The sequence below is a fragment of the Rhizobium sp. 2MFCol3.1 genome, assembly GCF_000377565.1.
Classification (GTDB): domain Bacteria; phylum Pseudomonadota; class Alphaproteobacteria; order Rhizobiales; family Rhizobiaceae; genus Rhizobium.
Window position 1 is genome coordinate 15691 of the sequence record NZ_KB898357.1, and the last position, 11955, is coordinate 27645.

General features: G+C 61.2%; 14 protein-coding genes and 1 tRNA gene. 9 read left to right on the forward strand and 6 right to left on the reverse strand.

Annotated features, from left to right (window positions below):
- Positions 1-53 precede the first annotated feature (53 nt).
- Together D460_RS0111350 and D460_RS0111355 are read left to right on the forward strand one after the other, a co-directional pair.
- Entirely contained in the window at positions 54-263 is a 210-nt protein-coding gene (locus D460_RS0111350) for a DUF2842 domain-containing protein (RefSeq protein ID WP_018898664.1), read from the forward strand.
- A gap of 117 nt (positions 264-380) precedes the next feature.
- Positions 381-1625, forward strand: coding sequence for a GNAT family N-acetyltransferase (locus D460_RS0111355; protein WP_018898665.1), 1245 nt, complete (start codon positions 381-383; stop codon positions 1623-1625).
- On the opposite strand, the gene D460_RS0111360 is transcribed toward D460_RS0111355, so the two are convergent.
- Entirely contained in the window at positions 1626-3791 is a 2166-nt protein-coding gene (locus D460_RS0111360) for a Wzz/FepE/Etk N-terminal domain-containing protein (protein WP_018898666.1), read from the reverse strand. It abuts the gene before it with no gap.
- 188 nt (positions 3792-3979) lie between these two features.
- Here D460_RS0111360 and D460_RS0111365 point away from each other — a divergent pair, with 188 nt between their 5' ends.
- From D460_RS0111365 to D460_RS36390, 6 genes are all read left to right on the forward strand, one after another.
- Entirely contained in the window at positions 3980-4555 is a 576-nt protein-coding gene (locus tag D460_RS0111365) for a polysaccharide biosynthesis/export family protein (protein WP_018898667.1), read from the forward strand.
- A 6-nt stretch (positions 4556-4561) separates the two neighbouring features.
- Positions 4562-5731 (forward strand): glycosyltransferase family 4 protein, encoded by a 1170-nt coding sequence (locus tag D460_RS0111370; protein WP_018898668.1) that lies wholly within the window; start codon positions 4562-4564, stop codon positions 5729-5731.
- 57 nt (positions 5732-5788) lie between these two features.
- Positions 5789-7345: an undecaprenyl-phosphate glucose phosphotransferase gene (locus D460_RS0111375; protein WP_018898669.1), complete on the forward strand. Its 1557-nt coding sequence runs from the start codon at positions 5789-5791 to the stop codon at positions 7343-7345.
- Positions 7342-8586 carry an O-antigen ligase family protein gene (locus tag D460_RS0111380; protein WP_018898670.1) on the forward strand — a complete coding sequence of 415 codons (1245 nt, stop codon included), beginning with the start codon at positions 7342-7344 and terminating at the stop codon, positions 8584-8586. Before D460_RS0111375 ends, D460_RS0111380 begins: the two co-directional genes overlap by 4 nt.
- 38 nt (positions 8587-8624) lie before the next feature.
- Positions 8625-8918: a helix-turn-helix transcriptional regulator gene (locus D460_RS0111385; RefSeq protein WP_018898671.1), complete on the forward strand. Its 294-nt coding sequence runs from the start codon at positions 8625-8627 to the stop codon at positions 8916-8918.
- A gap of 66 nt (positions 8919-8984) precedes the next feature.
- Entirely contained in the window at positions 8985-9134 is a 150-nt protein-coding gene (locus D460_RS36390; RefSeq protein ID WP_018898672.1) for a hypothetical protein, read from the forward strand.
- A 32-nt stretch (positions 9135-9166) separates the two neighbouring features.
- On the opposite strand, the gene D460_RS35910 is transcribed toward D460_RS36390, so the two are convergent.
- Together D460_RS35910 and D460_RS0111400 are read right to left on the reverse strand one after the other, a co-directional pair.
- Entirely contained in the window at positions 9167-9379 is a 213-nt protein-coding gene (locus D460_RS35910) for a hypothetical protein (RefSeq protein ID WP_026283033.1), read from the reverse strand.
- Positions 9380-9633: 254 nt separating this feature from the next.
- Positions 9634-9710: transfer RNA gene (locus D460_RS0111400), tRNA-Pro, on the reverse strand.
- Positions 9711-9942: 232 nt separating this feature from the next.
- Here D460_RS0111400 and D460_RS36395 point away from each other — a divergent pair.
- Positions 9943-10092, forward strand: a complete 150-nt coding sequence (locus D460_RS36395) for a hypothetical protein (protein WP_018898674.1) — start codon at positions 9943-9945, stop codon at positions 10090-10092.
- A 3-nt stretch (positions 10093-10095) separates the two neighbouring features.
- On the opposite strand, the gene D460_RS0111410 is transcribed toward D460_RS36395, so the two are convergent.
- The 3 genes from D460_RS0111410 to D460_RS0111420 form a co-directional block, all read right to left on the reverse strand.
- On the reverse strand, positions 10096-10734 hold the full coding sequence (locus D460_RS0111410) for an HAD family hydrolase (RefSeq protein ID WP_018898675.1): 639 nt from the start codon (positions 10732-10734) through the stop codon (positions 10096-10098).
- A gap of 71 nt (positions 10735-10805) precedes the next feature.
- Positions 10806-11339 (reverse strand): MerR family transcriptional regulator, encoded by a 534-nt coding sequence (locus tag D460_RS0111415; protein WP_018898676.1) that lies wholly within the window; start codon positions 11337-11339, stop codon positions 10806-10808.
- A 230-nt stretch (positions 11340-11569) separates the two neighbouring features.
- Positions 11570-11908 (reverse strand): integration host factor subunit alpha, encoded by a 339-nt coding sequence (locus D460_RS0111420; RefSeq protein WP_018898677.1) that lies wholly within the window; start codon positions 11906-11908, stop codon positions 11570-11572.
- Positions 11909-11955: the final 47 nt, after the last annotated feature.

Below are 11955 nucleotides of genomic sequence, written 5' to 3' on the forward strand. Positions count from 1 at the left end.
GCGGCATGCCGTCGCGGTGGCCTGCCTGCACATCCCATACCGGAATTCACCAGATGCCCGTCCGCCTTCGCAAGTTCATCGGCACCATCCTCATCGTCGTCCTCGTTCTGGTCTATGCGCTGGTTGCCAATACGATCGCGGTTGCGACGCTCGGCAATGCGCCATGGTGGGGCCACCTGCTCTATTTCTCGCTGACGGGACTGCTCTGGGTGTTGCCGGCGATGGTCATCATCAAGTGGATGGCCGGCCCGAAGCAGCAATAGGCATTAATCACGGACTAACCGTGATTGACGGAAAAGCCGGCGGCATCGCGCGCGTAAAGGAAATGGATGCGCTGCCGCGCTATTTTCCCGGGCAGTATCTATTCCCGGAGAACGCCCGTGCAAACGCAGAAGCTTCCATTGGAATCCGCGCCGCGTGACATCACCGCAGACGCCGATGCCGGATTGGCGAAGCTCAGGGAGATCAATGCGCGGCTCTCCTTCGATGCGATCGAGATCGACATCGTCGATTCCATCGAGGCTATCGAACCGGAATGGCGCGCGCTCGAGCGTGACAATCTGAATTCCCTGCACCAGGGATATGACTGGTGCGCGTCCTGGATGAAGGCCTACGGCAATCCGGCCGCCGTCGTCCGTGGCCGGTCTGGGACGAGAACCGTCTTCATCCTCCCCGTCGAGATCGTCCGCTCGCGCGGCGTGCGGGTGGCGAAGTTCATCGGCGCCGACCACAGCAACATCAATACGGGGATGTTCGCCATCGATTTCGCGGATGCCTTCGAGGCACTCGATGCGCATGACCTTGCCGCGCGCATCTCGGGCGCGCTCAATGGGAAGGCCGATCTCTTGCTCCTGCAGAACATTCCCCTGACATGGCGCGGCCGTCGCAATCCGCTGGCGCTGCTGCCGATGGTGCAGAATCAGAACCACGCCTACCAGCTGCCGCTGTTCGACACGATGGAAGCAACGCTGAAGCAGCTGAACGCCAAGAGCCGGCGGAAGAAGTTCCGTGTGCAGTCGAAGCGGCTGGAGGAACTCGGCGGCTTCGATTACGTTCATGATACGGATGCCAAGAGCCAGCACGCGCTTCTCGACCAATTCTTCCGGCTGAAAAGCGAACGCTTCAAGGCGATGGGACTGCCCGATGTCTTCGCTGATGCCGAGACGAAGGCGTTTCTGCATGGCGCGATCGATATCCGCGATGCCAAGAACGAACTGTCAGGTCTCGAAATGCATGCGATCCAGCTGAAAGGCGAGCATGCCGGACACGTGGCGGCTGTCGCCGGTATTTCGCGCAAGGGCGATCATGTGATCTGCCAGTTCAGCGCGATCGACGAGAGCATCGGCGCCGAGGCCAGCCCCGGCGAGTTTCTGTTCTGGCAGATGATATCGGGCCTGCATGGCAAGGGCGTCAGCATGTTCGATTTCGGCCTGGGCGACCAGGGCTACAAGCGCTCCTGGGCACCCGTCGAGACAGACCATTACGATGTCGTCCTGCCCCTCACCGCTCGCGGCATGGCCGCCGGCACGGCATACCGGCTCGTCACCCGAGCCAAGGCGTACGTCAAATCGCAGCAGCGGCTCTATCGTGCCGCCCAGCGCCTGCGCCGCTTCGCCGGCGTCTGATCAGGCCGCCTGCTGGGCGACCGTCGCATTGCCATCGGTATTGCCGCCGGACATCAGCACGACGCGCTCGTAACCCGCCTCCTCGAAGCTGGTCATCGCAGCCACGAACTCTTCCTCGACGATCTCGGGCATGGACAGGATAATTTCGACGGTCTTGCTCTGCGTGAGCTTGGAGACGCCGGCCACATCGGCAGCGCCGGATTCGACCAGCACCAGATCATAGGCGGACGACAGAGCGTCGAGCAGCAGCGAGAGGCGATCGGCCCCGCGCATGGCGCGACGCATGTCGCTGGTGCCCTGCGGGATGAAGTGGGCGTCGGAGAGGTAGTCACCATGGATGGTGTCACCAAAGGCTGCTTCGCCGCACAGAAGGTCTGTCACGCCAGGCAGCGAGCGGCCCTGCGCCATCAGTTCCGTTGGGTGACCGGAGCCCGTCATGTCGACGAGCACGACACGAGAGCCAGCGGACGCAAGCGTGCGCGCCAGGGCTACGGTCGCTGCCGATCCATTGTCACCGGTCGGTGAAATTGCGATCGCCAGCGGCGCGCGGCTGCCGATGAGATAATGAGCAACGGAAGCGATGGAGAACTCGTTCTCCTCCTCAGGCTGTTCCGGGACGAGCTCTTCGGCGACTTCGTCTTGCTGTTCTTCCTGCTCTTCGTGCTGGACGGCGAGCATGCTCGACGCCGGTGTGCGCGCCGGTGGCGCATCAACGACGACAACTTCGACCGTTTCCTGCTCGATCCGCTCTTCTACCTCGGCGCTCGACGTCGGCCGCAGCGCGCGGCCGCTGAAGAGTTCGGCCAGCATGATCGCGATCGAGGTCATGATGAAGGTCGCAAGTGCTGCGACGACCACGATCGGGACGACCTTGGGGAAATAGGGATCGACCGGCTGAACGGCGGTCGAGACGATGCGGGCATCAGCAGGGCTGGAATTCTTGTCGGCGCGCGAGGCGGCCTCGCGGAAGCGCGACAGGTAGGTTTCGAGCAGTTGACGCTGGGCGGCGGCCTCGCGCTCAAGCGCGTTCAGGCCGACCTCATCCTCACCAGCCTGGGCGCTGTTGGCCTTGACCTTGTTGGACTGCTGCTCAAGCTCCTGTTCGCGAAGCGTCGCGACCTTGGCTTCGTTTTCGATGCTGGCCAGGATCTTCTGCGTTTCCTGACGGATCTGCGTCTTGATGTCGGCGAGCTGGGCGCGGAGGCTCTTCAGGCGCGGATGGTTGTTGAGGAGCGACGTCTGGAGGTCCGAGATCTGCGACTGCAGCCCGGATTCCGTTCCCTTCAGCCGCTGGATGGACTGCGACGACATGATGTCCTGCAGCGTATCGGATGCCTCGCCCGACGACAGCGCATTGCGCACGGATTGCGCGCGCGCCTCGGCATTGGCCCTCTCGCCGCGGACACGCGTCAATTCGGCGGAAACATCGTTCAGCTGTTGCGTCTGGAAATTGCCGCCGCCATTGGTCGGCAGCAGGCCGTGGGCGGCGCGGTATTCGGCAACCTTCTGCTCGGCGTCGCTGACCTTGGTGCGGAGGTTCTCGATTTCAGGTTCCAGCCAACGCGTGGCTTCAGAGTTGGAATCAAGCTTGGCGCCACTTTGCTTCGCGAGATAGGCGGCCGCCATGGCGTTGGGGATCGTCGCGGCGAGCGCCGGATCCTTGGAGGTGAAGGTAATACCGATGACGCGGGAACCGGGGACCTGATAGACCTGCAGGCGTTCCACGAAGGCGTCGATGACGCGCTCTTCCGGCGGGTTCGCAAGTGGGCTCTTCTTCAAATGCAGCGCGATCAGAATGTCGCCGAGCGCGGAGCTGTTGGCGGCTGCGTCAAACTCGGGAAGATCATAGAGCTTCTGGCTGCTGATGACCTGCTTGATGAGATCGGCCGACTGCAGGAGCTGCACCTGGCTGGAGATATTCAGTTCGTCGAGGAGCTGGCCTGCGTTCGCATCCGTTGCCTGCGCAGTGGCGAAGGCCGGCGCGCGCGGCTCGATCAGGATACGGGTCTCGCTGCGATACTTCGGCGAGATCATCTTGGCGCCGGCAAAGGCCACCCCTGCCCCGAGCAAGGTGATCGCCACGACCTTGAGCCGACGGGCCCAGACGCCGCGGACCAGCTGGGCAAGATCGATATCGACATCCTGATTACCCGTCACGCCGGACATGCTCGTACTCCAAGAACAAAGGTGCCGCGAGGGTAAATGACTATAGTAACTCAAGGGTTAATGCTTGCGGGCGCAGGGCTGACAGCCTTCGCAGTTCAAGAAAGAGCGAATTTGATGGCGGTCTTTACCGGTCATTAACCCTAACGGATCGATAACGGGGCAAGAGTTTCGTTTCCTGTGAGAAGCAGATGCCCGTCGCACAGCCCAAGTTTCTGATGGCTTTGAGCCTCGCCGCCATGACAGCAGTCTTGGGCGGCTGCAACAGCTATCAACCCGCGCCGCGCGCATTCAACCAGGCAACGATCCAGCCCTACTCGCTGGATAGCGGCGACAGGCTTCGCATTACCGTGTTCGATCAGCCGAGCATGACCAACACCTACACGATCGACCAAGCTGGCTACATCGCCTTCCCGCTTGTCGGTCAGGTGCCGGCGCGTGGCCGCACGTTGCAGCAGCTTTCCGGCCAGATCGCGCAGAAGCTCAAGCAGGGCTATCTTCGCGACCCCGACGTTACCATCGATGTCGACCGCTATCGCTCGATCTTCATCATGGGTGAAGTCGGCCAGCCCGGCCAGTACGCCTATGTTCCCGGCATGACCGCGCAGAACGCGATTGCCGTTGCCGGCGGCTTTACGCCGCGTGCCAACCAGAGCGCCGTCGATGTGACCAGAAAGATCAATGGCCAGGTGATGACCGGGCGCGTCAACATCTCGTCCGCCATCATCGCCGGCGATACGCTCTATGTCCGCGAACGGCTGTTCTGATCATAGATGAGCGAACAGCGGCCCCTTCGCATCATTCACTGCTTCAGGTCCCCGGTCGGCGGCATCTTCCGCCACGTGCGCGATCTGGTGATCGAGCACAGCAAGGCCGGCCATGAAGTGGGCATTCTTTGCGACAGCTCGACCGGTGGGGAGCACGAGGACGCGCTGTTCGACGATATCAGGCCTTATCTGGCGTTGGGACTGACGCGTGTACCGATTCGGCGCTCGATCAGCCCTTCGGATGTCGGCGTGCTTTGGGACGCCTACAAGAAGATCAAAAGTTTGCGGCCGGATGTGCTGCACGGACACGGCGCCAAAGGCGGTGTGCTCGCGCGGCTAGCCGGCTCAGCCCTGCGGGTGAACAGGTATTGCGTAGCCCGCCTCTACACTGCCCATGGCGGAAGCCTGCATTATTCCCGCTCGTCGCTCCTGGGGCAATTCGTGCTCCGCATGGAGCGGCTGCAGGAATATCTCACGGACGCCCTGGTGTTCATCTGCGAGTATGAGCGCGACACCTACACCAAGCGGGTCGGCCGCCCGCGGACGCAGACGCGGCTGATCTATAACGGCATCAGCGAGCGAGACTTCGAGCTCGTCCCGACCCGGTCCGATGCCGTCCACTTCATCTATGTTGGCATGTTGCGGGACCTTAAGGGTCCCGACCTTTTTGTGGACGCGTTTGCAAAGACCGAGCGCCTGATCGGCCGACCGCTGTCGGCACTGATGATCGGTGACGGGCCGGATCGGGATCGCTACCGCGAAATGATGGTCGAGCGCGGCTTGGGCAAACGCATCGGCATGCTGCCTGCAATGCGCGTGCAGCAGGCATTCGCGATGTCGCAGAACCTCGTCGTCCCGTCGCGAGCCGAAGCCATGCCCTATATCGTGCTCGAGGGGCTGGGCGCCGGCAAGACGATCATCGCGACGCGTGTCGGCGGCATTCCGGAAGCGCTCGGCAAGGATAGCGAAGCGCTGGTCGCCCCTGACAATGCCGACGACCTCGCACGGGTGATGGCCGATGCCATCCGCGTTCCCGACTGGCACGAGAAAACCATGCCTCCGATCGATCAGGTACGGTCGGTCTTTTCCGCCACGGTCATGGCCAAGGATGTGTTGAAACTCTATCGCGAACTGCTTGAGCGCCGGGCCGCAAAGACAAGTAAAGCCACTTCGTAAAACGTTTCTTAGGGGCTTTCTGCTATTGCCGACTGGTGAAACAGCGGCGGTAGCCTCATGAACAAGGCAGAGAACAACGATCAATTTGATCTGGAAACCCTGCGCAAGCAAGTTTCCGACGTCAATCGACGCAGCGGCGGCGGCACTGAGAAAACCACCTCGGAGCCGCTCAACGACTACGCGCGTCAGATCGCCGAGCAGTTCAGCGATGGCACACGCACGCCCGCGATCATGATCGGCCAGTTTCGCCTGATCGAATTTCTCTCGCAATTCGGCATCGGCCTCCTCTCCTTCCTGCTGTGGATGGATACGGACGAGACGGTCGCCATGCGCGCCGTCGCATCCTTGTGCGTCGGTGCCCTTCTGGTGCTCGCCCTGCAGACGGCCGATTGCTACACGATCCCGGCGCTGCGTGCCCGCACGCGCCCGCTGCCTAAGGTGTTTTTGACCTGGACGCTCGTCTTCGGCGCCATGGTGGCCGTCATCGCGATCGTCAGCCCTGTCGATGCGGCGCAGCTGCGGTCCTATTTCTCGTGGTTCATCCTCGGCGGTGCCTTCCTCATCGCATCGCGCTTCCTGCTCGCCTACGGCATCCGCAACTGGGCGCGAAACGGCATCATGGAGCGTCGCGCGGTTCTCGTCGGCGGCGGCCAGCCGGCCAAGGATTTCATCCGCCTGCTCGAACAGCAGCCCGACAACGACATCCGCATCTGCGGGATCTTCGATGACCGCGGCGACAAGCGGTCACCGGCGATGGTCGCGGGTTATCCCAAGCTCGGGACGATCGGCGAGCTTGTCGAGTTCGCGCGCCTGACACGCATCGACATGCTGATCATCGCGCTGCCGCTCAGCGCCGAAGCGCGCATCCTGCAACTTTTGAAGAAGCTATGGGTGCTGCCCGTCGATATCCGCCTCGCCGCGCACTCCAACCGCCTGCGCTTCCGTCCGCGCGCCTATTCGCATGTCGGCTCGGTGCCGATGCTCGACATCTTCAACAAACCCATTCGCGACTGGGATTCGGTGGCCAAGCGCTGCTTCGACATCTTCTTCGCCGTGCTTGCGCTTCTCGTGCTCTGGCCGATCATGCTGGCAACGGCGATTGCCATCAAGGCGACGTCTCAAGGTCCCGTCTTCTTCATGCAGAAGCGGCATGGCTTCAACAACGAAATCATCAACGTCTTCAAGTTCCGCTCGATGTTTACAAACATGAGCGACCCGACAGGAAAGGCGGCGGTGACCAAGGGGGATCCGCGCGTCACGCCCGTCGGCCGTTTCATCCGCAAGACGTCGATCGATGAACTGCCGCAGCTCTTCAACGTGCTTCTCGGCAATCTCTCGCTCGTCGGCCCCCGCCCACATGCCGTGCTTGCACAGGCCCGCGACCGCGCATTCGGCGATGTCGTCGAGGGCTATTTCGCGCGCCACCGCGTCAAGCCCGGCGTCACCGGCTGGGCGCAGATCAACGGCTGGCGCGGCGAAGTCGACAATGACGACAAGATCAAGTTCCGCACGGCCTACGATCTCTATTACATCGAGAACTGGTCGCTCTGGTTCGACCTGAAAATCCTGTTCCTCACGCCGTTCCGCCTGTTCAACACGGAAAACGCCTATTGAGCGCGATCGAGGCGACATACCCACGCGTCGCCCATCCACAACGGGCAACGCTGCGACTGATCGGCTCGGCGGCCGTGACCGTCGGCGTGTTCCTGTCGGGCTTCGTCATCAGCGAACCCGCCCCGTATGAACTCTGGATGGCCGCGCTGGTCGGGCTGTGGTTCATCCTGGGGCTCAGGATTTCGCGCTATACCGTTCCCCTTCTGGCCCTGCTGATCACCTTCAACGTCGGCGGGATGCTGTCGCTGACGCAGATGAAGGATCTCGCCGATGGTCCGATGTATGTGGCGGTCTCGACCTTCCTCGCACTGACGGCAGTCTTCTACGCGGCGATCATCGAGGACAGTCACCGCCGGCTGCCGCTCATCTTCAATGCCTGGACGTTTGCGGCCGTCATCACCTCGATGCTCGGCATCCTCGGCTACTTCCACGCCTTTCCGGGCTCCGAGGTCTTCACGCTTTACGACCGCGCCAAGGGCGCCTTTCAGGACCCGAACGTGTTCGGACCGTTCCTCGTGCCCCCTTCCCTCTATCTCGTGCACGGCATCCTGACCGGCAACCTGCGCGCGGCACCCATCAAGGCGGCAGCGCTGCTGATCCTCGCGCTCGGTGTCTTCCTGTCGTTCTCGCGCGCGGCGTGGGGCTTGTTCCTGCTGACCATCATCCTCCTGATCTTCGTGATGCTGCTGAAAGAACGCAGCGGCGCGTTCCGGCTGCGCATTCTCGTTCTGTCGCTGGCCGCGATCCTGATGATGGTGGCGTCGCTTGTCATCGCGTTGCAGTTTCCCAAAGTCAGCGACCTGTTCTCGACCCGCGCGCAGCTCGTGCAGCAATATGACGGCGAGCACCTTGGGCGTTTCGATCGCCACCGGATCGGCTTCACGATGATGATGGAGCGACCGCTCGGGATCGGGCCAATGGTGTTCGGCACCATCTTTCCCGAGGACGAGCACAACATCTGGCTGAAATCGCTGACGACCTACGGCTGGCTTGGCTTCGTCAGCTATGTCGGCATGCTCTTCTGGACCTTCTACCTCGGCTTCAAGAACCTGCTGAAGAACCGGCCATGGCAGCCCTACCTGATGATCGCCTGGATCGGCGTTCTCGGCCATGCAGCGATCGGCAACGTCATCGACATCGACCACTGGCGCCATGTCTATCTGCTCTTCGGCGTCGTTTGGGGCTGCGCCGCGCTCGAGGCGCGGCATATGCGCGATCCAAACGCTCGCGACCGCCACTGAGCCCTTGCGAACGGCCACCGGCGCGCTAGTCTTTCCTTATGATCACAGCCATGCAGATACGCGCCGCCCGCGCCATGATGGGCATCTCCATAGAGCAACTGGCAACCGCCTCCGGCCTGCCCGTCGCAACCCTCGAAACTCTTGAGCGCGACGAGACGCAAGGCGAGCCGCAGGCGCTGCTGGCGGTCAAGCAAGCGCTCGAAACGAGCGGCGTGCTGTTCATTGCCAGCGGCAATCATGACGAGGGTGGCCCGGGCGTTCGGCTGAAGGCGCGCACTGGCAGCGACGAGGGTATCCGTCCGGAAAACCTGAACTCTGCAAACGACGACTGAACGCTGGAACCAAAATCGAGGTTTCGCGTTATTCCCGCGCATTATCAAAATGTTGGGGGATGTTTCTTGAGAAACTCGAACGGTCTTTATGTTGTTATCGGCGCTCTGATTGTCGTCGTCGCCGGGCTTGGGGCCTATATCTATCACGAACAGACGAAGCCTAAGGGCGTCGAGATGAGCATCGGCCAGAACGGCGTGTCCATCGAGCAGAAATGACACTTGCAAGTGACGGGCGCGAGCAATCGCGCTCAGTTCTTGAGGCTGACGGCGCGCTGGGAATGCAGCGCGCCATCGCTGATGACCCCCGCAGCCACCTTCATCAAGTGCGCCTCGGCAAGCTCCATCAGCAACAGCGCGACGTCATGGTCCGGCCAACCGGATCGAACAGCATTATCGATCATCCTCGAAAGTGATTCTGACATTATATTTCGAAGAGATTCGCTGTCATTGATATCAATCATGAACAACCTCATGCATCTTCCGTATATCCATGCCACAGATTGGCGCGATATTCGAGATGACCAAAGGTTTACCAGCTGATTTATTCTCAGTGTCGTCTTAGTCCAATTTAATACTGCATATTCACGTCAAATGTTGTTGACAGATCTCGAATCAACAATTCGCGCTGCGCCGCGACGCGGCTGCCAAATCCAGTTATTCATCAGAGTTTTGATTGTGATTTCGGCTCCTGGGGGCTGCCGAAAATCTTATTAAATGGTCGGGGCGACAGGACTTGAACCTGCGACCCCTTGACCCCCAGTCAAGTGCGCTACCGGGCTGCGCTACGCCCCGACCTGCCTTTACGGCCTGATCCTGTTAGTCTTTTGGGATTCTCGGCGCAAGCGAAAAATCGACATCGCTCAGAAATTCACCGGTTCTTTTCGCCATATCCCGGACGACCAACCTCTTCGCCACCGTAAAGCGCTTGCCCTGTCGCGATCATCTGACTATTGGGACGTCAGATTGCTCAGGGAGACATAGCATGGAAATCGAGATCCCCTGCCCGAAGTGCAGGAACACCAGAATGAAGTTCGAACGCCCGCAGCCGCTGGATAGCGACATGCTGACGTGCTTCACCTGCGGCCACGAGCTCGGAACGCTCGGCTCCGTCAAGGCGAAGATGATGGCGGCATTCGAGCGGATGCAGAAGCAAGGCCTGCCGCGCAAGCAGTAAGCGCTAGCCGCGCGTAAAGCCGACACGCCCATCTTCGGCGATCGTGACGCTGCAGCCGAGATAATCGGCGATCGACATGTGCGGCGTTTCAAAGGGCGTGGCGTGGGTCTGGGTCACAACGACCACATCCGCGCCCGCTGCCTCGCCCGCGAGAATGCCGGCGACCGCGTCCTCGAACACGAGGCACTTGTTCGGATCGACGCCGAGACGCTCGGCGCCAAGGCGATAGCCCTCCGGGCTCGGCTTTCCGGATGAAACCTCTTCACCCGTCACAATCACTTTCGGCATCGGGATTCCGGCTGCGGCCATTCGGAGCTTGAAAAGCTCTGTCGGCGCCGATGTCACGATAGCCCAGCGCTCGGGCGGCAGGCTGTTCAGGAATTTCACCGCGCCCGGGATCTCGATGATCCCGTTCACATCTTCCAACTCTTCCTGCAGCAGCAGCCTCGCTTCGTGCTCGGCATCAACGCCGGGCAAAGCCAGGCCGCGGATCACGTCGCTGGCGCGAACGCCATGGATCGTCTTCAGGAAAACCTCGGGCTCAAACCCATGGCGCACCGCCCAGCCGGTCCAGACGCGCTCGACCACGGCGATGGAATTGAGCAGCGTTCCATCCATGTCGAAGAGGAAGGCGTCATACATGTTTGTGGGAACCGGCACGCGAAGCTCCTGGCTGGCAATATGAGATGATCTTGGACGGCTTGACGCCAGCCTCAGCGGACCTGGTCGAGAAGACGCTTGCATTCCAGGAGATCGTAGAGCGCCTCCTGCAACAGCGCCCGATCTTCTTTGCCGACGCTCGACTTGCCGAGCGACACCTCGGCCGCCTCGTCGTCGCCACCGCCGAAATTGAAGAAGCGGCGGGACGCGGGCGCCTTGGCGCGTCCGACCAGCTGATCTTCCTCGGACATGCCTACCCTGGGCTCGCCGGCTTCGCCCTCGCTCTGGCCGGTCAGCGCCTGCACGCTTGCAAGATCGCCATGGCCGATGGCGATGACGAACTTGTTGCCGTTGGTCTTGAGGAGCTTCTGCACACCCTTGATGGTGTAGCCGTGATCATAGAGCAGGTGCCGGATGCCCTTCAGCAGGTCCACATCTTCCGGCCGGTAGTAGCGCCTGCCACCACCGCGCTTCATCGGCTTGATCTGCGGGAAGCGGGTCTCCCAGAAGCGCAGCACGTGCTGCGGAAGATCCAGGTCATCCGCTACTTCGCTGATGGTGCGAAAAGCATCCGGGCTCTTATCCAAGGTTCTCACTCCCTACGCGATTTTCAGCACGCGATCTTCAGCGCGTCGCGCTTACCGTTCGTCGGCAAGGCGAAGGGGCTCGCACCTGATATGTCCGAGCCGCGACTCATCACATTTCAACGGTTTGCTTGCGTTAATTCAAGTCACGTCTCGAATTCGCACAGAAAACGTTGCGGAAAATTCACGGGAAGCGCTGATCAACCTCGTCGGGCGACGAGATCGGAAAGCGATCAGGCGGCCGGATTGGCCGGCTTGGTCTTGACCTTGCGCAGGGTGTGCGCCTTCAGGATGCGGGTCTTCAAGACGTTCGATGCCTTGAAGGTCATGACGCGGCGCGGAGAGATCGGTACTTCTTCGCCGGTCTTCGGGTTGCGGCCGATGCGCTCGTTCTTGTCGCGCACCTGGAAGGTTGCGAAGGAGGAAAGCTTGACCGTCTCACCGCGAACGATGGCGTTGCAGATCTCGTCGATCACAGTCTCCACGAGCTCCGCCGATTCCGTGCGGGACAGACCGACTTTGCGAAAAACGGATTCCGCCAAGTCTGCGCGCGTGACTGTTTTGCCGGTCATCTTTTTCCCTGCCCATCGGTTTTGTTTTGTGAGGACGAGCGAAGAGT

Coding starts and splice junctions, on each gene's coding strand:
- D460_RS0111350 (WP_018898664.1), top strand. CDS start 54: ATGCCCGTCCGCCTTCGCAAGTTCATCGGCACCATCCTCATCGTCGTC.
- D460_RS0111360 (WP_018898666.1), bottom strand. CDS start 3,791: ATGTCCGGCGTGACGGGTAATCAGGATGTCGATATCGATCTTGCCCAG.
- D460_RS0111365 (WP_018898667.1), top strand. CDS start 3,980: ATGCCCGTCGCACAGCCCAAGTTTCTGATGGCTTTGAGCCTCGCCGCC.
- D460_RS0111370 (WP_018898668.1), top strand. CDS start 4,562: ATGAGCGAACAGCGGCCCCTTCGCATCATTCACTGCTTCAGGTCCCCG.
- D460_RS0111375 (WP_018898669.1), top strand. CDS start 5,789: ATGAACAAGGCAGAGAACAACGATCAATTTGATCTGGAAACCCTGCGC.
- D460_RS0111385 (WP_018898671.1), top strand. CDS start 8,625: ATGATCACAGCCATGCAGATACGCGCCGCCCGCGCCATGATGGGCATC.
- D460_RS35910 (WP_026283033.1), bottom strand. CDS start 9,379: ATGATTGATATCAATGACAGCGAATCTCTTCGAAATATAATGTCAGAA.
- D460_RS36395 (WP_018898674.1), top strand. CDS start 9,943: ATGAAGTTCGAACGCCCGCAGCCGCTGGATAGCGACATGCTGACGTGC.
- D460_RS0111410 (WP_018898675.1), bottom strand. CDS start 10,734: ATGTATGACGCCTTCCTCTTCGACATGGATGGAACGCTGCTCAATTCC.
- D460_RS0111420 (WP_018898677.1), bottom strand. CDS start 11,908: ATGACCGGCAAAACAGTCACGCGCGCAGACTTGGCGGAATCCGTTTTT.